The organism is Paenibacillus sp. FSL R5-0470 (genome assembly GCF_037975205.1).
GTDB lineage: Bacteria > Bacillota > Bacilli > Paenibacillales > Paenibacillaceae > Paenibacillus_AQ.
Genome location: NZ_CP150238.1, coordinates 172462 through 198878, shown reverse-complemented (window position 1 = coordinate 198878; position 26417 = coordinate 172462). Strand labels below are relative to the sequence as shown.

At 45.3% G+C, this 26417-nt stretch carries 22 protein-coding genes, 1 tRNA gene and 1 other RNA gene; 2 read left to right on the top strand and 22 right to left on the bottom strand.

Going from position 1 to position 26417, the window contains the following annotated elements:
• Nucleotides 1-214: 214 nt before the first annotated feature.
• From ssrA to MKY99_RS00915, 10 genes are all read right to left on the bottom strand, one after another.
• Nucleotides 215-579: a transfer-messenger RNA gene (gene ssrA, locus MKY99_RS00960) on the bottom strand.
• Nucleotides 580-777: 198 nt separating this feature from the next.
• Nucleotides 778-1257 carry an SsrA-binding protein SmpB gene (gene smpB / locus MKY99_RS00955; protein WP_042123338.1) on the bottom strand — a complete coding sequence of 160 codons (480 nt, stop codon included), beginning with the start codon at nt 1255-1257 and terminating at the stop codon, nt 778-780.
• Between the two features lie 732 nt (nt 1258-1989).
• On the bottom strand, nt 1990-4872 hold the full coding sequence (gene rnr / locus MKY99_RS00950; RefSeq protein WP_339271436.1) for a ribonuclease R: 2883 nt from the start codon (nt 4870-4872) through the stop codon (nt 1990-1992).
• 346 nt (nt 4873-5218) lie between these two features.
• A complete protein-coding gene (secG, locus tag MKY99_RS00945) occupies nt 5219-5452 on the bottom strand; it encodes a preprotein translocase subunit SecG (protein WP_042123332.1) in 234 nt (77 codons plus the stop codon).
• A gap of 211 nt (nt 5453-5663) precedes the next feature.
• Entirely contained in the window at nt 5664-6950 is a 1287-nt protein-coding gene (gene eno / locus MKY99_RS00940; protein WP_042123330.1) for a phosphopyruvate hydratase, read from the bottom strand.
• Nucleotides 6951-7018: 68 nt separating this feature from the next.
• On the bottom strand, nt 7019-8563 hold the full coding sequence (gene gpmI / locus MKY99_RS00935; protein WP_339268161.1) for a 2,3-bisphosphoglycerate-independent phosphoglycerate mutase: 1545 nt from the start codon (nt 8561-8563) through the stop codon (nt 7019-7021).
• Between the two features lies 1 nt (nt 8564).
• Complete coding sequence (gene tpiA / locus MKY99_RS00930) at nt 8565-9317, bottom strand: triose-phosphate isomerase (RefSeq protein WP_042123325.1); 753 nt, start codon at nt 9315-9317, stop codon at nt 8565-8567.
• Nucleotides 9318-9344: 27 nt separating this feature from the next.
• Nucleotides 9345-10526: a phosphoglycerate kinase gene (locus tag MKY99_RS00925; protein ID WP_042184036.1), complete on the bottom strand. Its 1182-nt coding sequence runs from the start codon at nt 10524-10526 to the stop codon at nt 9345-9347.
• 116 nt (nt 10527-10642) lie between these two features.
• Nucleotides 10643-11653, bottom strand: coding sequence for a type I glyceraldehyde-3-phosphate dehydrogenase (gene gap, locus MKY99_RS00920; protein WP_036687120.1), 1011 nt, complete (start codon nt 11651-11653; stop codon nt 10643-10645).
• Nucleotides 11654-11755: 102 nt separating this feature from the next.
• Complete coding sequence (locus MKY99_RS00915; RefSeq protein ID WP_042123320.1) at nt 11756-12808, bottom strand: sugar-binding domain-containing protein; 1053 nt, start codon at nt 12806-12808, stop codon at nt 11756-11758.
• A gap of 335 nt (nt 12809-13143) precedes the next feature.
• On the opposite strand from MKY99_RS00915, the gene MKY99_RS00910 reads away from it, so the two are divergent.
• Nucleotides 13144-13218, top strand: a tRNA-Arg gene (locus MKY99_RS00910).
• Nucleotides 13219-13411: 193 nt separating this feature from the next.
• Complete coding sequence (gene clpP / locus MKY99_RS00905) at nt 13412-14008, top strand: ATP-dependent Clp endopeptidase proteolytic subunit ClpP (protein WP_060626469.1); 597 nt, start codon at nt 13412-13414, stop codon at nt 14006-14008.
• A gap of 95 nt (nt 14009-14103) precedes the next feature.
• Here clpP and MKY99_RS00900 read toward each other — a convergent pair whose 3' ends face one another.
• The 12 genes from MKY99_RS00900 to MKY99_RS00845 all read right to left on the bottom strand — a co-directional run bounded on the left by MKY99_RS00900 (nt 14104) and on the right by MKY99_RS00845 (nt 26264).
• Nucleotides 14104-14742, bottom strand: a complete 639-nt coding sequence (locus MKY99_RS00900) for a GDSL-type esterase/lipase family protein (RefSeq protein ID WP_076299968.1) — start codon at nt 14740-14742, stop codon at nt 14104-14106.
• Between the two features lie 109 nt (nt 14743-14851).
• Nucleotides 14852-15952: a DUF4163 domain-containing protein gene (locus tag MKY99_RS00895; protein ID WP_339268156.1), complete on the bottom strand. Its 1101-nt coding sequence runs from the start codon at nt 15950-15952 to the stop codon at nt 14852-14854.
• A 126-nt stretch (nt 15953-16078) separates the two neighbouring features.
• Nucleotides 16079-16834 carry an SIMPL domain-containing protein gene (locus MKY99_RS00890; RefSeq protein ID WP_042184030.1) on the bottom strand — a complete coding sequence of 252 codons (756 nt, stop codon included), beginning with the start codon at nt 16832-16834 and terminating at the stop codon, nt 16079-16081.
• Between the two features lie 150 nt (nt 16835-16984).
• On the bottom strand, nt 16985-17254 hold the full coding sequence (locus MKY99_RS00885; protein WP_036687106.1) for an HPr family phosphocarrier protein: 270 nt from the start codon (nt 17252-17254) through the stop codon (nt 16985-16987).
• A 97-nt stretch (nt 17255-17351) separates the two neighbouring features.
• Complete coding sequence (whiA, locus tag MKY99_RS00880) at nt 17352-18281, bottom strand: DNA-binding protein WhiA (RefSeq protein WP_042123310.1); 930 nt, start codon at nt 18279-18281, stop codon at nt 17352-17354.
• A 144-nt stretch (nt 18282-18425) separates the two neighbouring features.
• A complete protein-coding gene (locus tag MKY99_RS00875) occupies nt 18426-19373 on the bottom strand; it encodes a YvcK family protein (protein ID WP_179085868.1) in 948 nt (315 codons plus the stop codon).
• 57 nt (nt 19374-19430) lie between these two features.
• Entirely contained in the window at nt 19431-20330 is a 900-nt protein-coding gene (gene rapZ, locus MKY99_RS00870; RefSeq protein WP_042123306.1) for an RNase adapter RapZ, read from the bottom strand.
• 45 nt (nt 20331-20375) lie between these two features.
• On the bottom strand, nt 20376-21326 hold the full coding sequence (locus tag MKY99_RS00865) for an ROK family glucokinase (protein ID WP_042184026.1): 951 nt from the start codon (nt 21324-21326) through the stop codon (nt 20376-20378).
• 209 nt (nt 21327-21535) lie between these two features.
• Nucleotides 21536-22798 (bottom strand): DUF438 domain-containing protein, encoded by a 1263-nt coding sequence (locus MKY99_RS00860; RefSeq protein WP_339268153.1) that lies wholly within the window; start codon nt 22796-22798, stop codon nt 21536-21538.
• A gap of 41 nt (nt 22799-22839) precedes the next feature.
• Complete coding sequence (locus MKY99_RS00855) at nt 22840-23049, bottom strand: DUF1858 domain-containing protein (RefSeq protein WP_339268152.1); 210 nt, start codon at nt 23047-23049, stop codon at nt 22840-22842.
• A gap of 220 nt (nt 23050-23269) precedes the next feature.
• Entirely contained in the window at nt 23270-24760 is a 1491-nt protein-coding gene (locus MKY99_RS00850; RefSeq protein ID WP_339271434.1) for an altronate dehydratase family protein, read from the bottom strand.
• Nucleotides 24761-24794: 34 nt separating this feature from the next.
• Nucleotides 24795-26264, bottom strand: coding sequence for a tagaturonate reductase (locus MKY99_RS00845; protein ID WP_339268150.1), 1470 nt, complete (start codon nt 26262-26264; stop codon nt 24795-24797).
• Between the last annotated feature and the right edge of the window lie 153 nt (nt 26265-26417).

Sequence of the window (26417 nt, the reverse complement as noted above, 5' to 3'; positions counted from 1 at the left end):
CGAATGTTTTTGTTTTTGGATGCTTAATACTATAATTTTATATCAGTTCGGGCTCTTATAGATATTAATAACTTCAAAGTCAATGATCTAATTTTAGATGTAGACAACATGTCTACAATAATGAACACATTTAGTTCCCACAACTTCTAGTCTACATTCGGTCTACAATCCAACCACTAAACAGCAAAAAACCCGCTATTTTAGCGGGTTTTTCTTATGGAGCCGAGGGGAGTCGAACCCCTGTCCGAAGATAACGGCACATAAGCTTCTACGAGTGTAGTCACAGTTTTGATGTCACCCGAGTATCGCCCCGTAACCGGCTATACGTTGGGTCAGCCTGATTATCTTCTTCCGTTGACCCCAGGCGGAGACCAGACGGCGTATCCCACTACTTGTTAGCCCCTATCCCTGTCACATGGGCGATGCAGGGTAGAAGCACGCGCGCAGTTTCTTAGGCTGCGAAAGCGTAGTTGTTTTGTTGTTTGCCGTTTAATAGGCTTTAGCGTTGATGAAGCGGACGCGTCCCCACTACTCGCTACTCATGCTCGAACTACCCCCGTCGAATCCAAGAACGGCCCCTCATTAAAAAGGGCGCTTCGGATCAAGCGGATCTTCCAAGCAAGAGAGATCCTATCCACAGCTTCTTCTTCAAGAAGTCTGTAACGAAGCAATAATCTTACTTACTCAGTATATCACATTTATCAATACTTTAACACGTAGGTTAAAGGAATTGAAGGTGGAAACTGGTACTCATTTGAATCGTACATTCTTCCTAGATTATCTGGCGATCTTTTGCTTCTCACGCAATACACGCTGAATATCACGTTGAGCATCACGCTTAGCAGCAGAGTCACGTTTATCGTACTCTTTCTTACCTTTACCAAGACCAATTAACAGCTTCGCATAGCCATTTCGCACATAAACCTTGAGTGGCACAATTGTAAATCCATCTCGCTTGGACAAGCCCAGCAGTTTATGAATTTGCTCCTTATGCATCAGCAATTTACGAGTACGCGTCGGGTCCGTAGGGTTAGCACGATTACCTTGTTCAAAAGGGCTGATATGCATGTTGTGAATGTGAATCTCACCGTTACGGATCGTAGCAAAAGCATCTCCAATATTAGCGCGGCCATTACGCAGCGACTTGATTTCTGTACCTGTCAGCACCAAGCCAGCTTCATAAGTATCCTCGATAAAATAATCATGGGAAGCTTTTTTGTTCTGGGCAAGTACTTTCCCGTCTGCTTTTTTACCCATGAGAATCACTCCTTGAATCATATTCATAAGTTAAAGTAACCATGTCTCTCTAATCTTAAACGACATAGTCATCGAACGTCTGATCTATATTGTAACAAATGGAATCGATTGTGCGCAAGGAAGGATCAGGTAATCCTTTCTCAGCCATTTTGACAACTAGTTGTCAGTAAGTTTACCCAATAGTTAACTTTAATTACATTTGTTTATAAAAAAGTGTTTATGTTTCTATATTCACACATCCCAGTCAACTCATCCCCTTTTCTATTCACTCTCTCCCTCCGACGCTACGCTAAAGCTACATAAATGCACTTTATACATCTATTTAATATATTTAAACGCTCGATGGTTGTTTAGTTGTACTTTCTGCAGTTAATAACTCGAAATCATGCGGTTTTGAAGATACTGATCAGATTTAGATGTACAAAGTGCAATTAACCTCAATCTCCACTGAAACGCCGGAATTTAACTGCACATTATGCAATTAAAAAATAAGCATCGTGATAACACTGGTTACTTTGCTCCAACCCAAGTGTCATAGTTACAAAATGATGCTGTAACCTAGCTTCTTCTGATTATTACTCAACAAACTTGTGGCAACCAATAGTCTCGGTCATAAATGAGAATTTCACACTTGAGCAGCGAAAAAGAATTAAAAAAGCACCGCCCCCAATCAAAGGGGGCGGTGCTTAATCTTTCGTCATAGAGCTACGTAACGTAGCTCTATGACGTTATTTATTTCTTCTTTCTCTTACGAGGAGCTCCGTCTGGTGCGCTGCCTGTATTGTCACTACGTTTAGAAGCGGCTTGTTCCGACGTCTGAACGTTGCCCGGTGTCACGGATTGACCGATGAACACACCACTTTTGTTCTTCTTTTTCCGGCGACCTTTACCTGTTGGAGCGCCGCTACGGCCTTCTCCACCGCCAAAGTTACCGCCGCGGTCCTCTCGGCTACGGAACTTCGTGCTGCCGTCCAGGCCGCGGACTTCGCCGCCGGAAGAGTCAGACGCAGGAGCGCCGTATCCGCCTTTGCCGGAGCCAAAGCCAAAGCTGATGCCGCGTCCACCACCGACACCGCCGTTGTCACCGCCGCGGCCTCGCCCGCCGCTGCGCTCACGTGGCGCGCCTGCGTTACCGCCCGCTTCGCCCCCGCGCTCTGCGCCGGTGCTTCCGCCCGGCGCCGCAACTACCCGGCTCGCATCCTCGCCGGAATCACGCCCGCGCTTCCGCTTTGCGCGTCCGCCCGGTGCGCCAACACCGGCCGCTTCGCGCGGCCCTTCGCCGGCGCGCACACCAGCGCCCGGCTTGCCCTTGCCCGCGCCTACAGCAGCCCCGGGCTTGCCTTTACCGCCGCGGCCCTTGCTGCCCGCGCCGCCTTTACCCCCGGCTCGCGCCTTGAAGCCGCCGCTACCTGGACGGCCGCCTTTGCCACCGCGGCCGCCTCCAAAACCACCGCCGCGATGCTCACCTGGCGCGCGTGGTTTCATGTCGACCAACTCGAAATCGATCGTGTGGTCATCCATATTTACCTTGGCGACTCGAATTTTCACCTCGTCACCAATACGGAACACCCGTGATGTGCGCTCGCCGATGAGCGCCATATGGGCCTCGTCGAAGTGATAATAATCGTCGCTCATAGCGCTGAGACGAATAAGGCCTTCGACAGTATTGTCCAGCTCGATGAACATTCCGAAGCTGGTCACACTGCTGACCATTGCCTCGAATTCCTCGCCTACTTTATCCTGCATGTATTCAGCTTTCTTCAGCTGCTCTGTATCGCGTTCTGCTTCTACCGCTACACGCTCACGCTCCGAGGACTGCTGAGCAATGTCAGGCATCCGGCCGGCCAAATAATCATGTCGTTTCTGGCTCAGCGCCCCTCCATTCTCAATCACTTCACGCATTACGCGGTGAATGACCAGATCGGGGTAACGGCGAATCGGCGAAGTGAAGTGGGAATAGTATTCCGCAGCCAGTCCGAAATGGCCTGTGCTCTCCGCATCATATTTCGCCTGCTTCATGGAACGCAACATCATTGTGCTAATAACGGTCTGTTCTTTAGTCCCTTGGATTTGCTCCAACAGATCCTGCAAAGCACGTGGATGAACCGAATTGCCACGTCCCTTCACGTGATATCCGAAATTAGCCGCAAAAGCCATAAAATTCTGCAGCTTCTCTGGATCTGGATCTTCGTGAATCCGGTAAAGGAACGGAACCTTCAACCAGTGAAAATGCTCCGCGACTGTTTCATTCGCCGCGAGCATAAATTCCTCGATAATCTGCTCAGCTACAGAACGCTCACGCTTCACAATATCTACAGCCTTGCCGTTCTCATCTACGATGATTTTGCTCTCTTCAAAGTCAAAATCAACCGCGCCCCGCCGCATCCGCGCATCACGCAGCTTCATCGCCAATTCTTTCATGAGACGGAAATCATCAATTAATGGACTATAGCGCTCCAGCAATTCTGGATCTTCATCCTCCAAAATTTTGCGAACATTGGAATAAGTCATTCTTTCCTTGGTGCGAATCACACTTGTAAAGACATCGTGCTTCACGACCTTCATGTGTTCGTTAAATTCCATCTCGCAGGACATCGTTAAGCGGTCTACCTGTGGATTCAAACTACAAATCCCGTTAGACAAACGATGAGGCAGCATCGGAATCACCCGATCCACCAAGTACACACTACAGCCCCGATCATAGGCTTCTTTATCGAGCTCAGAGCTCTCGCGTACGTAATAACCTACGTCCGCAATATGCACGCCTAGCTTGTAGTTTCCGTTCTCCAGTCGCTGAACATTAACCGCATCATCCAGGTCCTTAGCATCCTCACCATCAATCGTGACAATGTTTAGTCCGCGCAAGTCGCGACGTCCCTGCTCAGCAATTTCCTCTTCTGTGATTGAATCCGGAGCGTTGTCCGCTTCGTTCATTACTTCAGCGGGAAAAGCCTCTGGCAGCTGATGCTTACGGATGATAGATAGAATATCAACTCCTGGATCATCCTTATGTCCGAGGATCTCAATAATTTCACCCTCTGCCGCTGATCGGCCTTCTGGATAATTCACGATACGTACAACGACCTTTTGACCGTCTACCGCCCCCATGAAGGATTGCTTCGGAATAAAAATATCGCGGTTAATCCGTTTATCATCAGGCAGCACAAAGCCATAGGTCTCCAGATTTTGAAATACGCCAACCGTCTGCAGTACTCCCCGTTTTACAATGCGCTCGACTTCGCCTTCCATACGTCCGCCGGACGGACTTTTAGAGGTAATACGGATAAGGACAATATCACCATTCATAGCTCCCTTAAGATCATTCGCATGGATATATACGTCAGGATGATCACGATCATCCGGGATAAGAAAAGCGAAGCCTTTCGCATGAGCCTGTAACCGGCCTCGCAGTAAATCCATCCGTTCCGGAACGCCATAACGTGCATTACGAGTTAATACAATTCTTCCGTCCTGCTCTAATTCAATTAGTAGTTCCTCGAACTTTTTAAACCCTGTGCTATCTTCTAGAGCAAAATGGCTCACCAGCTCTTCATAAGTCATTGGTTTATATGCAGTTTCCCGCATGAAATCGAGTAATATTTCTTGTGTTATCATGTTCGTCACCCCAGCCCTCCGCGGCTCCAAGCCGCTGGCAAATATGTATGTCTTGTCCTGCTCTGTAGTAATGCCAAGTAAAATTTACCTTTACCTACTTCATACCCTAGTATACACGAAATCAATCCTGCGCATCCCTGTTACTGTCATCCAAAGGTAAACGCAGTACAAAATTTCATTCACACCGAAGGAAAAAGTTTGTTTATTAAGGCTTTACCGTATCGAATCTTATTCTTTCTGCTATGCAAAGAAAAGCACCTGCAGGTGCTTTATCCCCTTTTTATTATAACAAAAAAGCCTTCGCTCCATTCCATTCAGAACAGAGCGAGGGCTTACTGTAGGTACTTTAGTCAATGAAAACAGCAGCTAGAATCGCCATAATGAAGAATCCTGCAGCAAGTCCAACTGTTACACGTTGTAGTACGAGTTCCATACCACGAGCTTTTGTTTTACCAAAGAGATGCTCAGCACCACCGGAGATGGCACCGGAAAGACCCGCGCTTTTCCCCTTTTGCAGAAGAACGACCGCAATAAGACCGACGGAAAAAATCAGGAGCACAACTTTCAAAAAGATATCCATTCACTTCCACCTCCTACGCCTAAGCATCACTATCTATGGTAATTGAGGTTATCACGATACATAAACAGTATTCTTATTTTATCATAGCAGTGCCGGTAATACAACCGCCTAGACTGTTAAGTCGTAGCTTTTCTTGAAAGATTAGGATAAACACATATTAAAAAAAGACCCGCCATAATGGCGGGTCTTCGTACTCTGCTATAAAAGCAGATTATCTTTTAAGGTTGTAGAAAGATTTCAGGCCGTTGTATTGAGCCAATTCACCCAACTCGTCTTCGATGCGAAGCAATTGGTTGTATTTAGCAACACGGTCTGTACGGGAAGGAGCACCTGTTTTGATTTGACCAGCGTTAGTCGCAACAGCGATGTCAGCGATTGTGCTATCTTCGGATTCACCGGAACGGTGAGAGATAACTGCTGTGTAACCAGCACGTTTAGCCATTTCGATAGCATCGAAAGTTTCAGTCAATGTACCAATTTGGTTAACTTTAACCAAGATGGAGTTACCGATACCTTTTTCGATACCTGTTGCAAGACGCTCAGTGTTTGTAACGAACAAGTCGTCACCAACCAATTGAACTTTATCTCCCAATTTTTCAGTAAGCAATTTCCAACCATCCCAGTCGTCTTCGGACATACCGTCTTCGATTGTGATGATAGGATATTTCTCAACCCATGAAGCAAGAAGGTCAACATACTCAGCGGAAGTGTAAGATTTACCTTCGCCAGCAAGTGTGTATTTACCGTCTTTGTAGAACTCAGTGGAAGCAACGTCCATACCCAAGAATACGTCAACGCCTGGTTTGTAACCAGCTTTTTCGATAGCTTCGATAATTGTAGTGATTGCTTCTTCATTCGAACCAAGGTTTGGTGCGAAACCACCTTCGTCACCAACAGCTGTGTTCAGGCCTTTGGATTGAAGTACGGATTTCAAGTTGTGGAAGATTTCAGCACCTGTACGAAGAGCTTCTTTGAAGCTTGGAGCTCCTACAGGAAGAACCATAAACTCTTGAACGTCGATGTTGTTGTCCGCATGCTCACCACCATTGATGATGTTCATCATTGGTACTGGAAGAGTTTTAGCGTTGAATCCGCCCAGGTATACGTACAAAGGAATATCCAATGCTGCTGCAGCTGCACGAGCTACGGCCATGGATACAGCTAGGATTGCGTTAGCGCCCAATTTACCTTTGTTATGAGTTCCGTCCAAAGTGATCATCAATTTGTCGATGCCCACTTGGTCAAGAGCGTCCATACCAATAACTTCTGGAGCGATGATTTCATTTACGTTCTCAACAGCTTTCAGAACGCCTTTACCCATGTAACGGGATTTGTCGCCATCACGAAGCTCTACAGCTTCATGAGCGCCAGTGGAAGCGCCGGATGGAACGATAGCACGGCCTTTAGCACCGGATTCAAGATAAACGTCAACCTCTACAGTAGGGTTACCACGGGAGTCAAGGACTTCGCGAGCATAAACATCAGAAATAATAGTCATTTTAGTTAATCTCCTTTAAACAATGTTTTGGTTTTGATTGTTGAAGCTTAATCTTAGGTATTGTTTCCTTATTTGCGACTAACGATCATGGATTGACCAGTCATTTCCGCAGGTTGCGGAATTCCCATCAGATCCAGAATGGTTGGTGCTACATCAGCAAGGATACCGCGATCGCGCAATACAACATTTTCATCCGTAAGGATGAACGGAACCGGGTTAGTGGTATGAGCTGTGAACGGACGACCGTTCTCATCAAATACCATGTCTGCATTACCGTGATCGGCGATAATGATCGCAACGCCACCCTTGGCAACTACTGCGTCCACTACTTTACCTACACACTCATCAGTTACCTCCACAGCCTTGATTGTTGGCTCCAACATACCGGAGTGTCCAACCATATCAGGGTTTGCAAAGTTAAGGATAATAGCATCCTGTCTTTCAGCTTCGATTTCTGCTACGCAGGCTGCAGCCACTTCGTAAGCACTCATCTCAGGTTGAAGATCATAGGTTGCCACTTTAGGAGAGTTGATTAAGATACGAGTTTCTCCTGGAAGTTCCTCATCACGTCCACCACTGAAGAAGAACGTTACGTGCGGATACTTCTCAGTTTCCGCGATGCGCAGTTGCTTCTTGTTGTGTTGCACAAGTACTTCACCCAATGTGTTATCCAGGTTCTTCGGTGAATAGGCTACATAACCTTGTACCGTTTCACTGAAAGTAGTCAGGCATACGAAGTGCAAGTCTTGCGGGAACAAAGGACCCCGGTCGAAACCACGGAAATCTTGATTCGTGAACACTTGTGACAACTGAATAGCACGGTCAGGGCGGAAGTTGAGGAACACGACAGAATCGCCGCTCTCTACTGCCGTTACCGGCTTGCCTTCACTGTCTACAATCACGCTAGGTTCAACGAATTCGTCGAACACGGAATTTGAATAAGATGCAGTGATAGCTTGCAGAGCATCTGTGTATTTCGGTCCTTCGCCATAAACCATAGCACGATAGGCTTTTTCTACACGATCCCAACGTTTGTCACGGTCCATTGCGTAATAACGCCCGGATACCGTTGCAATTGTACCTACTCCAACTTCTTCAATCTTAGCAACCAGATCTTGAACAAACTTCTTACCACTATCTGGAGGTACGTCCCGGCCATCCATGAAAGCATGGATATACACTTCGTGCATATCTTCTTTCTTAGCCAGGTCAAGCATAGCAAACAGGTGATTAATATGGCTATGTACCCCTCCGTCGGATACAAGTGCGTAAAGATGAAGCTTTTTACCTGTGTTCTTAGCATTTCTAACTGCTGCTACCAGTGTTTCATTATCGAAGAATTCGCCCTCACGGATCGATTTATCGATACGAGTCAAATCCTGGTATACAATCCGTCCTGCACCAATATTTAAGTGCCCTACTTCAGAGTTGCCCATTTGGCCTTCTGGAAGACCAACAGCTTCACCACAAGCAGTAAGGGTAGTATTAGGATATTGTTTCAAGTAACGGTCATAGTTAGGTTTGTTAGCTTGAGCAACGGCGTTACCTTCAGATGTTCCACGCAAACCGAAACCATCCATGATGATCAAAGCTACAGGTCTTGGAGCTGACATCTTACTTCGCCCCCTCAACCAATTGAACGAAGGAAGCAGGCTGCAAGCTGGCACCGCCAACAAGCGCGCCATCGATGTCGCTTTGGCCCATGTACTCAGTTACATTCTCAGGCTTCACGCTGCCGCCGTATTGAATACGAACAGCTTCAGCTGTTGCAACATCATACAAATCTTTTACAAGACTGCGGATGTAAGCAATAACTTCGTTAGCATCTTGGGAAGTGGAAGATTTACCTGTGCCAATAGCCCAGATAGGTTCGTATGCAATGACAACTTTTGCTGCTTGCTCGGCACTAAGTCCTTGGAATGCAGCTTCAGTTTGCACTTTACATACTGCTTTAGTTTGATCAGCTTCACGCTCTTCGAGCTTTTCGCCAACACATACGATTGGAGTGATACCGTGACGGAATGCAGCATGCATTTTCTTATTCACGATTTCATCTGTTTCGCCAAAATAAGCACGACGCTCTGAGTGACCAATGATTACATAGTCTACGCCAAGATCGCTAAGCATTACACCACTGATTTCTCCTGTGTAAGCACCGTTATCTTCAAAGTGCAGGTTCTGTGCGCCAATCTTGATGTCTGTACCTTTTGCAGCTGCTACAAGTGCAGGCAGGTTAGTGAATGGGGCGCAGATTACAGTCTCAACGCCTTCTACTTCTGCTTTGCCTTTGATGTCAGCAATAAAGCTTTCTGCTTCAGGAACTGTTTTGAACATCTTCCAGTTACCCGCAATAATTGGTGTTCTCATGAATTAAATTGCCTCCTTCTATACGTCTTACTTGTCGTTCAGTGCTTCTACGCCAGGAAGCGCCTTGCCTTCCATGAACTCAAGGGATGCACCGCCACCAGTGGAGATGTGATCCATTTGGTCAGCCAGGTGGAATTTTTCTGCTGCTGCTGCGGAATCTCCGCCGCCAATAACAGTGTAACCTTCAGTTGTTGCACAAGCTTTTGCTACTGCAAGTGTACCTTCAGCGAATTTATCGATTTCGAATACGCCCATAGGTCCATTCCAGACAACCAGCTTGGAGTTCTTGATAATATCGGCATAAAGTTCACGAGTCTTAGGTCCGATATCAAGTCCTTCCCAACCTTCTGGGATTTCATTGTAATTAACGATCTTAGTGTTAGCATCAGCACCGAATTTATCAGCAACAACAACATCAACAGGAAGCATGAAGTTTTTGCCAAGTGCTTTAGCTTTTTCGATGAATCCAAGAGCAACGTCAAGTTTGTCGTTGTCTACAAGTGACTTACCGATTTCAAAGCCTTGTGCTTTAGTGAATGTATAAGACAATCCACCGCCGATCAGGACGTTATCAGCCAAAGACAACAAGTTATCAATAACATCAATCTTGTCTTTAACTTTCGAACCACCGATGATCGCAGTGAAAGGACGTTCTGGGTTAGTAAGAGCTTTACCAAGAACGGTCAATTCTTTCTCCATCAAAAGACCGGATACAGCTGGTAGGAAATGAGCGATACCTTCTGTCGATGCATGTGCACGGTGAGCCGCGCCAAACGCATCATTGACGAACAAATCAGCCAGTTCAGCGAATTGTTTAGCCAATTCAGGATCGTTCTTTTCTTCGCCTGGGTAGAAACGAACATTCTCAAGTACAAGTACGTCGCCTTCGCCTAGCTCAGCAATTTTTGCTTTGACAGCTTCGCCAACAGCTTCGTCAGCTTTAGCTACTGGTTTGCCGAGAAGCTCGGACAGACGTTCAGCAGCAGTAGTCAAACGCATGGAATCTACGAATTGACCTTTAGGACGACCCATGTGACTCGCAAGAATGATCTTTGCACCGTTCTCAATCAAATATTTAATGGTTGGAAGGGTTTCGCGAATACGAGTATCATCAGTAATCTTACCGTCTTCTACAGGTACGTTGAAATCCACGCGTACAAATACGCGTTTACCCTTTACTTCTACATCACGGACGCTCTTTTTGTTCATGATTAATTCCTCCACACCCAAAGTTGTTTCTAGCAGGAAACAAGAAATACATTTAGAAAGAGCGGAAACAAGGAACTTCTGTTTCCGCTCTATAGATGTTACTTATATCAAGTCAATTACTTAGCGATTTTAGCGAATTTCTCCAAAGTACGAACCAATTGTGCAGTGTAGGACATTTCATTGTCATACCAAGCAACAGTCTTAACGAGTTGTTTGTCGCCAACAGTCAATACTTTAGTTTGTGTAGCATCGAACAGGGATCCGAAAGTCATACCTTTGATATCAGAAGATACGATTTCATCTTCAGTGTAACCATAAGTGTCTGGATCGGAAGCTGCTTTCATTGCTGCGTTGATTTCTTCAACAGTAACGCTCTTATCAAGAACAGTTACAAGCTCAGTCAGGGAACCAGTTGCAACTGGAACACGTTGAGCCGCACCATCCAATTTACCTTTAAGTTCTGGAATAACAAGACCGATTGCTTTAGCAGCACCAGTAGTGTTAGGAATGATGTTTTCAGCTGCTGCACGAGCGCGTCTGAAGTCACCTTTAGCGTGTGGAGCATCCAAAGTGTTTTGGTCACCAGTGTAAGCGTGAATTGTAGTCATCAAGCCTTCAACGATACCGAACTTGTCGTTCAATACTTTTGCCATTGGAGCTAGGCAGTTCGTTGTGCAAGATGCGCCGGAAATAACAGTCTCAGTACCATCAAGAATGTCATCGTTAACGTTGTAAACGACAGTTTTCATGTCGCCAGTAGCTGGAGCGGAGATAACTACTTTCTTAGCTCCACCTTTCAAGTGTTTTTCAGCTGCTTCTTTAGTTGTGAAGAAACCTGTGCACTCAAGTACGATATCAACGCCTAGGTCGCCCCATGGCAATTCTTCAGGGTTGCGGTTAGCAAGAACCTTAACTTCTTTGCCATTGACTTTGAAGAAGCCATCATGCACTTCAACATCACCTTGGAATTTACCTTGAGTTGTATCATATTTAAGCAAATGAGCAAGCATCTTAGCGTCAGTCAAGTCGTTGATTGCTACCACTTCGATACCTTCTACATTTTGAATACGGCGGAAAGCAAGGCGTCCAATACGTCCAAATCCGTTAATTCCAACTTTTACACTCATTGAATAGTTCCTCCTAGAATTCGTTTTATTTATTCAAAACAGACCGTGAAGCCTGTCATGACAACAATGTTAAGTATGATGCAAGATATATGCTCTAGTGAGTTACGAGGATATCTGTAACTGATTATCAATTTCCTTGCCGATTTCCACAGCAGCAGCCTCGTCGGTGACGAGTATATTCTCCTGCCCGAAACGCAGCATGGCATGAATGGCTTTGGCCTTTGGTTTGCCTCCAGCAATACCGATGACTGTCTCCGTCCGAACAATATCTTCTAGACGTAGTCCCATCGTAAGCATCGTATGGACAACCTGACCATCTTCGTTAAAGTAATACCCAAAGGATTCAGCCACGGCTCCCTCACCCTGGATTTCTGAGACAGTTGCCTCATCCAGCTTGCGGCGGCGAGTCATTTCAATGGCATCCCCAATCCCATGTACAATAATACGCGAACTGCGGATGATTTGTACAATCTCTCCAATATTAGAGTCAAGTGCTAGTGACTGGTAGGCATCCCCACTAAGTAAATCAGGTACATGCAGCAACCGGTAATTCGCTCCTACCCGTTTTGCCATTGTTGAGGCAATCGTATTGGCTTGAATCTCCATACTCTCTCCTAATCCACCACGCGCCGGAACAAACCAAGCGTTCTTATAGGAAAGGGATAACGGCGGTGTCAGTTGATCAGCCATGTCGGCAAGCGTTGATCCACCTGTGACAGCAACTATATCATCTGTACGAAGTACACTGAGCAGCGCTTTTGCACCGGCTCGGCCAAGCTCACGTTTGGTGAACGGCGATGACTCACAATCACCCGGCACCACAATAACTTTATCCAGACCGTACGTTGCCCGAATTTTCTCTTCCAGCTCATCCAGACCAAACAGGCTCTTAACGACCGGCTCTAGTAAATCAAGCAGTCTACGCCCAGCAGCGCTAATGCGCATGCCAACGCTCTCGATCTCAATGAGCCCTTGCGATTTCAGAAGGTCCGTTTCGGCACGCAGTACCCGCTCAGTCATATCAAGCGAAGCGGCAAGCGTTCTGCGCCCAATTATATCGGACAGCATGATCTGATGAAGAATCGTGTACCGTCTCTTAAGGGTTTCCATGAGATCAGGCAGAAGCTGCTTTTGGATATCTAATAAATTACGCATACTTTCACTCCTGCAACTTCGTCTTCCTCTATTCCCTTGTTCATGGTCTCAAAATGTCCCGGGTAAACTTTTTAAGTCCCACTCATATTCTAACCAAATATTGCTCGAAGTGCAAGTCTTCCGAGAGTAGAATTCTCAAGCGCTTGTCTTCTTATACATTTATAAGATTGGGAAAGAGGTTCTGCTCCAAAAAACCTGTCATTAACAATCCAGATTCTTTAGCTGAGTGAAACACAATGTACGCTTGTCCACCTTGAAGACAAGGGATAGAGCCTGAGTACAGTATTATTAATTCATTGCAATTGCACAGAAATTGTATTATAATCATTTTTGTTGCGCCCGTGGTCCAATGGATATGACGTAGGCCTCCGAAGCCTGAGATCCAAGTTCGATTCTTGGCGGGCGCGCCATTAATTTCACTTTTGTACATAATTTAGTAGTGCCTATACTACTACTTAACCAAAGAGCCGCGTGTCGGCTCTTTTTTTTGAATATAAGTTTGACTTTCTTTGACTTTTTGTTTGAATTTGTTTATCATGTGGGTAATACGGCAAGAGTAAAAATGAATACATTTGAAGAACCAATATCAAGGAGGTTTTCCACGTGAGTTATATTCCTATGGTAGTAGAACAGAGCAACCGCGGTGAGCGCGCTTATGACATCTATTCCCGCCTGCTGAAGGACCGCATCATTTTCCTTGGAACGGAGGTTAATGACGTGGTAGCCAATTCTATCATCGCACAAATGCTGTTCTTGGCTGCCGAAGATCCGGAGAAGGACATTCACCTTTATGTGAATAGCCCCGGCGGTTCCATTACTGCAGGTATGGCTATTTTTGATACAATGCAGTACATTAAACCGGACGTTTCCACCATCTGTGTGGGTATGGCAGCTTCTATGGGAGCTTTCCTACTTAACGCTGGCGCTAAAGGCAAACGCTTCGCACTGCCTAACAGTGAGATCATGATTCACCAACCTCTGGGTGGTGCTCAAGGTCAAGCAACGGATATCGAAATCCGTGCCCGTCGTATCCTCAAATTGCGTGATAAGTTGAATCGTATTCTTGCAGAACGTACGGGTCAACCGCTAGAACGTATTGAGAAGGATACAGATCGTGATTACTTCATGACTGCTGCAGATGCGGCAACTTACGGTATCGTTGATAAAGTCATCGAGAAAACACTGCCTAGCGGTGTGTAAGCTATAAAACAACACAAAGAGGCTGTGCCCTATCCACTTGATGGTTAGCGCACAGCCTCTTTACTTTTCAGACCACCACTTCATACGAATCTCAGTTAAATCAAACCGCCATATCCAAGCGCATCGAGTTTCTCAGCAATCACACGGTAGCCTCGGCCATTCGGATGTAAGTGGTCAATCGATAATAGCCCTCTCTCATTTCCTGCAAACTCACTATAGATAGAAGCAAACCCACATACTCGGCTACTGTACTGTGAGGCATAGCGGTTAAACTGCCGCACCCACTCTGTAGCACCCACTACCTGAGGATAAGGATTATACAGTCCCACAATCCGAATGATAAAAGGTCTACGCGTTCCCGTCTTCAATTGGAAGAGGATACTCATAATTGCAGCAAAATTTTGTTTGCATTCTTGCAATGATCTTCGCAGCTCTTTAGATAAATTTTCAGGTTGTCTAGCTGCAGCCTTCGCAGCATGGATTAAATCGTTGCCACCGATGGATAGAGTGATGATGTCGGCTGCTCGAATGGCTTCGCGAGTCATTGCACTCCCCCGCAGCCGCTGTTCCAGTTCAGAAGTAGTCAATCCATTCACGCCCAAATTCGTAGAGGCTACATTAGAACGCAGTCTCCCTTCCGCCATTCTACGGTACACCGGTACAAAACCGTTCCCTGGCAGAGCGCCAAATCCAGTCGTCAAGGAATCGCCAATTGCAGTGTATTGATAGCTCATAGCTCTCCCCCGTTCATAAACTAGTTACTCCATTTAGCATATGAATTCGAGGTGATTCTGGTAAGGGGGAGATGTCCAGTGGTGACACTAGCGGGTACGACTTCTCTATTTATTTTACAGCAGCAAATGGGCTACCGCCTTCCGGCAACAATTCTTTGAAAGTAAAGGGATATTCCGGGAACCCCGCAGCATAAGCTGTGTATTCATACAATTGGAAGAACAGAACGACCTGATCATCCTTCAGATAAAAATACTTTTCCGTATTCAATCCGTTGAATCCTCCCAAATAACTTTCCTCCGCTTTTACTAGCTTGTTCAACTTAGCATTCAACTCTTTTTTGTAGTTTGGGTTAGCTCCGAACAGGTCGCCCAACAGTAGACGTTTGCCATCCTTGAGCGAAAAGGTAAAAGCCTCCCGATTGGTCATACCATGAGCGCCGCCCGTATCGCTATACTGTGACATCACTAAGCTGATCACACCATCCTGATTGTAGGTCACCACATAATCTATATCATAAGTATACTTAGGCTCTGACCCAGATAGATTCGAGATATCCTTCTCTGCGCCTGCAGCGAATTTCATGGCACTTTCTTTCAAAATATCATTCATGGCCTGCTGTGCATTGGAATTGCTTAATCCACTAAACTTCGGATAATCAAGCTGGATCAAAGCCTCTTTCCGATCCTTAGCATAGGTCTCCGTGGTTACTATCAACGCATTCTGTGATCTATTCACCACATTCAACCTACTAGAGCCCCGACTCCAATCCACTTTATAGCCCAAATAATCATTTAACAGACCTGATGGAACATAGAGCCGATTGTTTATTAGCTTTCCTTCATACTCTCGAATGTAATAATTGTTCACCCAAATTGAAGTACCATAGCTTGATAACAGCAACTTGGCCTTAGTCGTTCCCTTTCCGATCGTGTATGCATTTTCGTTTTTATCATAAGTTAGAGGTAATTGCAGCACATCACGCATAAAGGTAATCGGAATCCAGACCTTCCCTTCCTGCAAAATACCTGTCTGCTGAGAAATTACCCCGTTCGCCTTTAAAGCTATACTTGCAGCAATAGCCTTGCTCTTCGTCTGATCAGACGCTGCATAACCCTTATCACTAGGCAGCAATGCTCCACCAAGCAATAATCCCGCCGACATCAAACCTATGCCCCATTTGCGTACTGTTTCTTTTGAAATATTCATCATCTTGTTTTACCACTCCTTTCCAGTTTATTAAACCTAATCTTGGAGAATTTACACAAAAAAAGAGGCGCCCCCCACTATTACTAGTGGAAGATCACCCCTCCTCTCTGCAATCATCTTGTTCTGCTACTATTTCAATTCATACATTACGCTCAGCTGTGTTGTAACTTTAACTACTCCCGGTTGAACGGATGTGCTTGCACCAGCATCTGCTGCAGCCATTTCCATTTTTAGATTCTGTTCAAAATAAACCGGAGTGACATTGCCATCATTTTGGCTGACCGTGATTACTTGACCCAGGCTACGTTTAGCCGCCTTAGCAATAGCTCCTGCTTTAACATCTGCATTCGCCATCGCCTTTTCAATCACCTGAGCTTCAAAGGCAGAAGTATCTTCCACGGAAAAACGTGCATTTCCGATATTATTTGCCCCCGCCGCAGATGCAGCGTCTAGCAATTCACCAACCTTGGTCAGATCTCTATAGGACACTAACAGTGTATGATTCGCGTTGTATCCTTTCACTTGCTGTCCTTCTTTTTCGCTATAACTGTAGTTGGGTTGCACATAGAATTGGGTACTTTGAATATCCTTATCTGCGATTTTCCAAGTCCCCTTCAGTAGTGTAGTGATCTTTTGGATTTTAGCAGCATTTGTTTTTTGCGCTTCTTGCGCAGTTGTAGCCGTAGTATCCACACCGATGGACAAGTATACAATATCCGGCTTGATGGACAATTCACCTTTACCTACTACACTAACGACATTTTTCTGCACTTCATCTGCGTAAGCCTTTGCGGGACCTTGGAAGACTCCACTCATGCTAATCCCTCCAATCAACAAACTTCCTACGATCAACACTGAACCAATCTTTTTTACCAAACCTTTCATATTTGCCAGCCCCTTTCATCCTTTGTGATTTGTTATTATCCTCTAGACGAGTCTTTTTGGTAAATGTTGCACAGTTAAAATCTATTTTTTGGTATAAAAAAAAGCCCCTAGGGGCTTTTTAGTCATTCGATAAAAAGTCACTTCAAAAGATTATTGGTTCTCAAGCTCTTCTTTGCTGACGAGACTCGTCAAAGCGTTTACAGCTTGATCCGCGTCTGCACCATCCGCGCTGATATAGATCTCCGTGCCGGAACTGATCGCTAGGCTCATAATACCCATAATACTTTTGGCGTTTACTTTTTTATCGTCTTTTTCCACGAAAATCTCCGACGAAAACTTGTTAGCTTCTTGCACAAACAATGCTGCCGGTCGAGCGTGTAGCCCTGTCTTCAACCGAACAACTACCGGGTGCTTTGTCATGAAACGCTTACCCCCTAATTGAGTTCTCCCCAAAAATTTCACATTAATTTTATATTATTATATCATTATAACGTAAACCACACTAGAAAAAAAGTGACTAGCCGCCTCGAACCTTGTCCGCCAGTTCATCAATCTTACGAAGTCGATGATTTACTCCGGACTTACTAACCGTACCTTTCAGCATTTCACCAACCTCTTTAAGGTTGATATCTGGATGTGCCATTCGAATTTCTGCAACTTCCCGCAGTTTATCCGGTAAGCTCTCCAGCCCCACTTCTCGCTGCAGCAGTTTGATATTCTCAATCTGCCGCACCGCGGCACTTATCGTTTTATTGAGATTCGCGGTCTCGCAGTTCACGATCCGATTCACGGAATTACGCATATCGCGCATAATTCTTACATCCTCAAATTTGAACAACGCTTGATGCGCCCCGATCAGACTTAAGAATTCGATAATCTTCTCGCCTTCTTTAATGTATAGAATGAACCCTTTTTTACGTTCAATGCAGCGTGCGTTTAGGTGAAATTCACCAGCCAGATCGACCAGCGCCTTACAATGCTCCTCATACATCGAGGAAATCTCCAAATGGTAAGAGGAACCCTCCGGATTATTAACGGATCCGCCCGCCAAAAAGGCACCCCGCAAATAAGCACGCTTACAGCAGTTATTCCCAACAATCTCTTTATCAATACCGTCGGTAAAAATAAATCCTTCGGACACAATTCTGAGATCATTTAAGATTTCCTGTACGCGACTAGGGATTCTAACGATATAAACGTTATTTTTCTTCAAACGCATTTTTTTACGCACGAGTAGCTCAATATGGACCTGGTAATATTTCTTAAGTAAAGAATATACCCGCCTTGCAATCGCGGCGTTCTCCGTCGAAATGTCGAGAATCACCTTTTTGCTTGAAAGCTGCACAGATCCATTCATACGGATAAGCGCTGACATTTCCGCCTTCTCACAACAGGGCTCACTCTCCACCATCGTCAGCTCTTTTTTGGTAAGGGCCGCAAAAGACAAGGGTCTCACCTCTTTCTGAAAATAAGTACGTCATTCATATATACAAGCATAAACGCCTTCGGCGTCCTTTTGAGGAAGGTAAGCGTTTAAGCGAGAAATATAAAAAAGTATAGGTTTAAAACTTATACTTTCTTATATTTTAAGTTATACCCTAGGGTTTCTGTTTATCCAATCTTGCACAAGCTGATAGATATGATGACTAAGCTTATCGGTATCATGCCTTAAATAAGTTCGGAATAACACTAGCTTATCCGCTATAACTTTATATGCACTGCCTTCTAGTACATCCTTGTCGAGCTGTACCGGACGTGCACCCTTCTCAGCGTACTTCGACTGCACCTGCTCTGGAATTTCACCGTCATTCACAATAATATAATCAAATAAATGAATCCCAATATGATCATAAACGGCTTGTAGATGGTCATTTACAGTATAATTATCCGTTTCACCAGGCTGAGTCATTACATTGCAGACAAAAATTTTGATTGCATCAGAAGATACAACTGCTTCTGCTAGCTTCGGAACAAGTAGGTTCGGAAGAATGCTCGTATATAGACTCCCTGGACCCAAAAGAATTGCATCAGCATTTCGAATCGCTTCAAGTGCTTCAGGCAACGGCTCCACATCAGCAGGCTCCAAAGAAACCCGTTTAATGATCCCGCCTGCTTCCGGTATCTTAGATTCACCCGTGATAATCGTGCCGTCCGACATTTCTGCACGCAATACTACGGCATCCCCCGCAGCGGGTAATACCCGTCCGCGAACAGCAAATAATCGGCTAAGCTCACGAACAGCTGTGACAAAATCGCCAGATATATCTGTAAGCGCGGCAAGAATTAAATTGCCAAGACTATGACCCGCCAAGCCTTCGCCCGTGTTGAAACGATATCTCATAATATCCGCCATGAGCGGCTCTACATCAGCCATAGCTGTTAATACGTTACGGATGTCCCCAGGAGGCGGCATTTGCAGTTCACTGCGCAAAATACCCGAGCTTCCTCCATCATCTGCTACGGTAACTATAGCTGTAATATCTAGCGGCTTTTCTTTTAAGCCGCGAAGCATGACAGATAGCCCCGTGCCACCGCCCATAACGACGATACGTGGACGCTGTCTTTGTTCTTCAGCCACTATGGACCCCTTCTCTCATTAGTGCCGATCACGCTCGGAATCCCGATGACTAACGGCTACGGATTCCGTTTCGCTGACGCCCAGCATTTTGCCCAAATATTCAGAAATGGCTACTGAACGGTGTTTCCCACCTGTACAGCCAATGCCGATAATAATCTGGGATTTACCTTCCCTACGATATTGCGGAATTAAGAAATGAAGCATATCGAGCAGTTTGGTCAGGAACACCTGTGTTTCAGGCCACTTCATTACATAGTCATAGACATCGCTGTCCTGACCTGTTTTTGGCCGCAGGTGATCCACATAATGTGGGTTAGGCAAAAAGCGAACATCGAAGACGAGGTCTGCATCAATAGGAATACCATACTTAAATCCGAACGATGTAATGTTGACGGAGAGTGTGCTTTTTCCTAAATGCGAGAACCGAGAAACGATCTTCTCCTTGAGCTGCACTGGTTTCATACTGCTAGTATCCAGACATAATGTAGCTGAATTCTTTAATTCCTCAAGCATTTTACGTTCCAGCTTGATACCATCAAGCGGAAGTCCCTTAGGCGCTAGAGGATGATGACGCCGGCTTTCCTTGTAACGCTGCACAAGCACCGAATCCGTTGCATCCAAGAACAAGATTTCACAGCCAATGGTTGACTCATCTTTGATATAGGCTAGAGACTCGGACAAAGCAGTGAAGAATTCCCTACCGCGCAGGTCAATCACAAGCGCTACCTTGGCGATCTTACCCTTCGACTGCTCAATCAGTTCTGCAAACTTAGGGATCAGCACCGGCGGCAAATTATCGACACAGAAGAACCCTAGGTCTTCCAGACTCTGCACAGCAATTGTCTTACCCGCACCTGACATTCCGGTAATAATGATCAGGGTGGCTCCAGCCGTTGGAGTATTGTCCAATTCGGTCATTAAAGCGTCCCCTCCCTAAATTAGTATATGAATACTCCCTATCTTTTAAGAACGAAGCAGAAGACCTGCTGCACCCACAATACCTGCATCATTACCAAGCTCTGCAGGAATAATCGAAACACCAGTCTGAAGCGGAGCCGGTGCGAGCTTAGCAAACACACGACGAACTTCATCAAATAGAATATCTCCAGCCTTAGACACACCACCACCAATGATGAAGACCTCAGGGTTAAGCACGGCTGCAACAGAAGCCATAGATTTACCCAGGTAGTATGCTGCACGGTTTACTATGCGAATCGCTACTTCATCGCCAGCCTTAGCCGCATCAAAGACTTCCTTCGCAGCAATCTTCTCTACCATTGAGAGGGAAGTACGATCACCACGAGCTACTGCATCGTTAGCCATACGAATAATTCCTGTAGCGGAGGAAACGGTTTCCAGACATCCCATATTACCGCAACCACATTGAATGGCTTCCAAATCCGGCACTACAGTGATATGGCCAAGCTCACCTGCTAGACCTGCAAAACCTTGATAAATCTTTCCGTTAATAATGATTCCGCCACCAACACCTGTTCCTAGCGTATAGCAGACACAGTTTTCAATCCCGCGTCCTGCACCACTCCAGGCTTCACCCAGTGCAGCCACGTTCGCATCATTGTCTATTTTGACAGGCTTGTTCCAGCGGTCTTCCAAAATGGAACGAATCGGCACATCTTTAAATCCTATGTTGGGCGCAAGGATAATGATTCCTTCACGAATATTTGTGAACCCTGCTACGCCCGCGCCTACACCTGCAAGCTGATCCCAAGAGTACGGGGAATCCTCCACAATTTGGCGTACATACTTCTCGATATTATCGATAACAGTATCGACACCTTCTGCAGTTCCTGTGGGTCCCTCATAAGTATGCAGTAGCGTTCCCTCAGCATTACAGATTCCAACCTTAATTGCAGTTCCACCCAAATCCACGCCAACGTAGATATTCTCAGACATGTAACAAGCCACCTTTTTTTATACTAAAATAGTTAATCCTAAGTACCAACTATAATAGAAGCCCCCTCTGTGGTCAAGGAAAGACAACACACCCGGGAATTCCTTATTTTAATACTATACTCTATTATATTCTAAAAAGACCCCCTTACGACTAAGTAAGAGAGTCTTCTGACTATATTATTATCTGGAAAATAACCTAAAACACCCATTTATTCTGACAAAATACGCTTTTGCCCCTCCAGTGCACGGATAGGTGCGATATTCTGTGTAAACTCCAGCGTACCCATATACCGACCAGTCTCGTCTCGGACGGCGAAATAACGGATATAGATAAATTTATCCTTGATGTTGATCCAGAAGTCCTCAGCATCCTTAAGACCTGCCTTAAAATCTTCCAGAAGCTTCTCCACCACATGAACACTTTGAGGCGGATGACAGTTCTGTACCGTGCGGCCGATAACTGCCTTAGTTCGGGCAAAGATACGTTCCTTCCCGTGTGAAAAATATCGAACGACATCATTCTCATCAATGAATGTCAGATCTACTGGCAGGTGATTGAGTACTGTTTCGAGCTGATGCAATGACAACAGCCCTGTCTCAAAACGGATGAACCCTTCTTGCGGAGCGGCTCCCACTGCTCCACCCTGCAATGCTGCACCTTCCGGCTCTGCGGCACGTTCGGGTATCCACTCCTGCTCCGGCGCCGTTAGGCAGAATCCGATCTCATCGCTCTCCCGAGCGATTTTGACCCATTCGTCTTCCGTCAATTTATCCAGCGACATAGGCAATAAAATATTTTCTTCCTTAAAAATCATTTCATTAACTTCCTTGATGATCTCCGTAAGTTGAACACCAATATCTGCTGCATTTCCGCTGTAGCTGCTGAGCGCTGCTTTTGCCTCTTTAATCATACGACGGATATGATCATCCACGCCCCACATTACCTTGGTTGGTCCATAAATGCCGTATTTTTCAAGGTAAGGGAACAACAGATTTTCTTTTCGACTATAGTGTTTATCTAGATCCAGCAGTAAGCTAAGATCCTCCAGCAGCTTAAAGATCAGCTCCTCGCTGTCATTCTTCTGGAATTTGGTAGCATGCAAATCTAAACGGAAGTTCACAAGTCTTTCAATCTCACGGTTTTCTAGCTTGAAGGTGTGGACTGGGTGGCCGGGTTGTTCTTCAGGCTTTGAGGAACGGTGAATTTGCTCAATAGAGCCTTTGAATATTGCTGTATGCACCGAACAAAGCCGCTGTACCTCGGATACTGGAATTCCCTCTTCAGTCATTAACGAATGCTCCATTGCAGAGATTTCCGCAACAGTAACATCACCTACAGCTTCCTCGAAGCGTGCCTTAACCTCTTCAACACTTTTGCCTGCATGCAGTTCTTTAATAATCTCCTTGAGCATGGCTTGGCGACGAGTTTGCTCCGGTACATCAAACTCGCGGTTATTTATCAATTCACTCATTATTGATCTCTCCTTAATGAAAATTTTGATGATAGATTCCTTTATTTCATAATCTCGAAGCCATGTCGTTCAAATGCTAACTTCACGGTATCGAGATCCATTTTCTTCAGCTTGATTCCTTTGGATAAGGTCATGAAACGGCCAGCGGTCTGCAGCATACCTGGCTTAGCAATGTCCTTAAAGCCCAGCTCTACCATAATCTCAACGACCTCCGGATGCCGGGATACCATCTCGAAGATAGACTCATCCATTCGCAGCATTTTTTCTATTGGACTCTTCTCCTTTATATGAGAACTATTCTCAACAACAGATTAGCATAGGCCGTACAAAGCAATAGTGATTGCAATCACTAAATCAGAAGAAAGCAAGGACCGTTCTTTTAAAGATGGATTATGAATAATGTGAAATTAAAAAAACTGCCCCCTACGCTAAATAGCATAAGGGACAGTCTAATTCTTAATAAATTATTTATTATAGCGTTACTCCTGTTTTGAATATGGATATCTCGCGGAAGTTATTCTTCTCGTTATTTACCCATTCCCCACTAGCCACGCTGATAATGTAGTTAATGAAGTCACGCAGAACCTCATCTGGAGAACCATCTTCAACCAACACACCCGCATTAAAATCGATCCAGTGACGTTTACCTTCATACAATGGGGTATTGGTAGACACCTTCATTGTTGGCACGAATGTACCAAAAGGTGTCCCCCGTCCGGTCGTAAAGATCACCAATTGGCAGCCAGCAGCAGCCAGAGCCGACGAAGCCACTAGGTCATTGCCCGGCGCGTTAAGAAGATTTAAGCCTTTGTTAGTGATAAGCTCTCCATACTTGAGTACATCCATTACCGTAGAATTACCGGATTTTTGAGTGCAACCCAGCGATTTATCCTCAAGCGTAGTAATCCCTCCGGCTTTATTGCCTGGTGAAGGGTTTTCATATACCGGCTGTTTATAGTCCATGAAATACTGCTTAAAGTCATTGATGAGATCAACAATTTTGTGGAAAATAGCTTCGTCTGCAGCACGTTCCATCAGAATCTTTTCGGCGCCAAACATTTCAGGTACCTCAGTGAGTACAGTTGTGCCGCCTTGGGCAGCCATATAATCAGAAAGACGTCCAAGAAGGGGATTCGCTGTAATCCCGGACAGGCCATCCGAGCCTCCACACTTCAGACCAATCTTCAGCTCAGAGAGTGAGACTTCTTCCCGATGATCGCCCTGTACGTTATTGTAGAGTTCCTTCAGCAGCTTTACGCCTTCTTCAATCTCGTTTCCAACCTCTTGGGAGACAAGAAAACGCACTCGATCCTCATCGTAACTACCCAGCATGTCTTTAAAAATATGCAAATTGTTATTCTCACAACCTAGTCCGAGCACAAGTACGGCGCCTGCATTTGGATGCTTAACCGCGTTAGCAAGTATTGTACGAGTATTGTCATGATCATCACCCAGCTGGGAGCAACCATAGTTATGCTTCAGTACGAGCACGTTATCGAACGGAGCGATATCACCAACCTCTGCCTTAAAAATATTGATGATCTGCTCCGCCACTCCATTCACACAACCAACCGTAGGGACGATCCACAGCTCATTACGAATACCTACAGATCCGTCAAAGCGACGATACCCCTTAAAGGTCAAATTCTCCGTTTTAAAAGGATTGGGGGTCAGCTTCTGCTCAAAAGTATATTCCTCAACCCCTGTTAGGTTTGTCTTCGTATTATGGGTATGCACCCACTGGCCCGGCACGATAGGCACTTTAGCATGACCGATGGGATAACCATACTTCAATACATTCTCGCCTTCGCTAATACTGGTTAGTGCAATTTTATGACCTCTAGCAATATCTTCCGTAATTCTAATTTCTTTTGAACCAATCACAATGGTGTCGCCTGCTTGATAGTCTTTAAGTGCAACTGCCACGTTATCAGCCTCGTTGATCTGCAGTACCTCTTTCACAGTCTTAATCATGTCGTTATCCACCTCCTGTGTATTAGTTGTGTGCAGGTCTCTTCACGTACGCTTGCAGCGCTTGCTTCATACCGGTTCTCTCAATCGCAATGAGCCCTTCTGTCACCTTGTCAGTAAGACCAGCCACTTCATTCAGGTCACAGCCCCAGCGATTTGTCGCTGCTAATACCTCGACAGCCAGTGCCCGTAACCCAGTGTCTGTGCCATCCCATCCTCCCCACAAGGAGGCGAACCATTCCAAAATATCCGCATCATCCGCCAGATGAATCTCTTCTTCCCCTCTACGTCCTTTATAGAAGGCAATTAATGCACTCATTGAGAAAACAAGCTTCTCGGGCAATTGTCCTTTGGACTCTACATATTGCAATAAAGAAGGCAGATCTCTTGTCTTAAATTTCGAGATAGAATTAAGGGAGATGCTCATCAAGTAATGCTGCACATAAGGGTTCAGGAACCTTTCCAATACCGCGTCTGCAAAAGAATTCAATTCCTCTACCGGTAGATCCAGCGTTGGAATAATCTCATCATAGATTAAGGACTTCACGTACGCCCCAACCTCTTCGTGCTCAATGGCTTCAGCAACCGTATCAATACCGTACAAATACGCTACTGGTGTCATAGCTGTATGAGCTCCGTTTAAAATCCTCACTTTACGAGTGCGATAAGGGGCCATATCATCCACCACCAGCACATTAAGACCTGCTAGTTCAGCCGGGAACTCCTTTTTAATCCACTGCGGTCCTTCAATCACCCAAAGATGGAATTGCTCGCCGACAACGACCAGCTTATCCTCATAGCCCAATTCTTCCGTAATCTCAGCGATGGTGTCTCTTGGATATCCAGGAACGATGCGATCTACCAAACTACAGCAGAAGGTGTTGGCTTCATTCATCCAGTTTACAAAGCCCTCTCCCAGATTCCACAGGTCAGCATATTTCAAAATAACCTTCTTAAGCTCATCCCCATTTCGGTCAATCAGCTCGCACGGAATGATGATAAAACCTTTAGAAGCATCACCGTTAAAAAATTCAAAACGCTTATACAATAAGGCCGTCAGTTTACCTGGAAAACTGCTCTGCGGAGCATCGGTTAACTTGTCGCCTGCTTCAAAAGCAATTCCCGCCTCAGTGGTGTTGGACACGATAAAGCGCAGCTCTGGATTCTCGGCAAGCTTCATATACTCCTCATGCTGGACAAAAGGATTAAGCGTTCGTGTAATACAGTTGATGACCTCATGTTCTTTTACCGCTGCTCCATCTTTGATTCCTTGGAGATAAAGCGTATATAAACCGTTCTGAGCATTTAGCATTTCTGCAAGTCCGTTGCCCAGCGGTTGTACAACCACCACGCCACCATTGAAATCCGTTTTTTGATTCATGGTATGAATCTGCCAATCTACAAAAGCGCGCATGAAATTGCCTTCTCCAAATTGCAGAACCTTCTCAGGATATTGCTTGTAAGCTCTCCAACTATCACTATTTAATCTGTTCATATAAACGCCTCCTATTTATAAATGCACACGTGAAACTAATTAAATATACTTTATAATACAATATTTTTATTACTATTTTATTAATTTATGCACACGTGAAAATTTTAGTTCAAAATCCTTCACAAGTGAAAGGATCATGCTGCTATGCGCAGC

Coding starts and splice junctions, on each gene's coding strand:
- smpB (WP_042123338.1), bottom strand. CDS start 1,257: ATGGGTAAAAAAGCAGACGGGAAAGTACTTGCCCAGAACAAAAAAGCT.
- rnr (WP_339271436.1), bottom strand. CDS start 4,872: ATGATAACACAAGAAATATTACTCGATTTCATGCGGGAAACTGCATAT.
- secG (WP_042123332.1), bottom strand. CDS start 5,452: ATGGATATCTTTTTGAAAGTTGTGCTCCTGATTTTTTCCGTCGGTCTT.
- eno (WP_042123330.1), bottom strand. CDS start 6,950: ATGACTATTATTTCTGATGTTTATGCTCGCGAAGTCCTTGACTCCCGT.
- gpmI (WP_339268161.1), bottom strand. CDS start 8,563: ATGTCAGCTCCAAGACCTGTAGCTTTGATCATCATGGATGGTTTCGGT.
- tpiA (WP_042123325.1), bottom strand. CDS start 9,317: ATGAGAACACCAATTATTGCGGGTAACTGGAAGATGTTCAAAACAGTT.
- MKY99_RS00925 (WP_042184036.1), bottom strand. CDS start 10,526: ATGAACAAAAAGAGCGTCCGTGATGTAGAAGTAAAGGGTAAACGCGTA.
- gap (WP_036687120.1), bottom strand. CDS start 11,653: ATGAGTGTAAAAGTTGGAATTAACGGATTTGGACGTATTGGACGCCTT.
- MKY99_RS00915 (WP_042123320.1), bottom strand. CDS start 12,808: ATGCGTAATTTATTAGATATCCAAAAGCAGCTTCTGCCTGATCTCATG.
- MKY99_RS00900 (WP_076299968.1), bottom strand. CDS start 14,742: ATGAGCTATCAATACACTGCAATTGGCGATTCCTTGACGACTGGATTT.
- MKY99_RS00895 (WP_339268156.1), bottom strand. CDS start 15,952: ATGATGAATATTTCAAAAGAAACAGTACGCAAATGGGGCATAGGTTTG.
- MKY99_RS00890 (WP_042184030.1), bottom strand. CDS start 16,834: ATGAAAGGTTTGGTAAAAAAGATTGGTTCAGTGTTGATCGTAGGAAGT.
- MKY99_RS00885 (WP_036687106.1), bottom strand. CDS start 17,254: ATGACAAAGCACCCGGTAGTTGTTCGGTTGAAGACAGGGCTACACGCT.
- MKY99_RS00875 (WP_179085868.1), bottom strand. CDS start 19,373: ATGGGCGGTGGCACGGGGCTATCTGTCATGCTTCGCGGCTTAAAAGAA.
- rapZ (WP_042123306.1), bottom strand. CDS start 20,330: ATGACCGAATTGGACAATACTCCAACGGCTGGAGCCACCCTGATCATT.
- MKY99_RS00865 (WP_042184026.1), bottom strand. CDS start 21,326: ATGTCTGAGAATATCTACGTTGGCGTGGATTTGGGTGGAACTGCAATT.
- MKY99_RS00860 (WP_339268153.1), bottom strand. CDS start 22,798: ATGAGTGAATTGATAAATAACCGCGAGTTTGATGTACCGGAGCAAACT.
- MKY99_RS00855 (WP_339268152.1), bottom strand. CDS start 23,049: ATGGATGAGTCTATCTTCGAGATGGTATCCCGGCATCCGGAGGTCGTT.
- MKY99_RS00845 (WP_339268150.1), bottom strand. CDS start 26,264: ATGAACAGATTAAATAGTGATAGTTGGAGAGCTTACAAGCAATATCCT.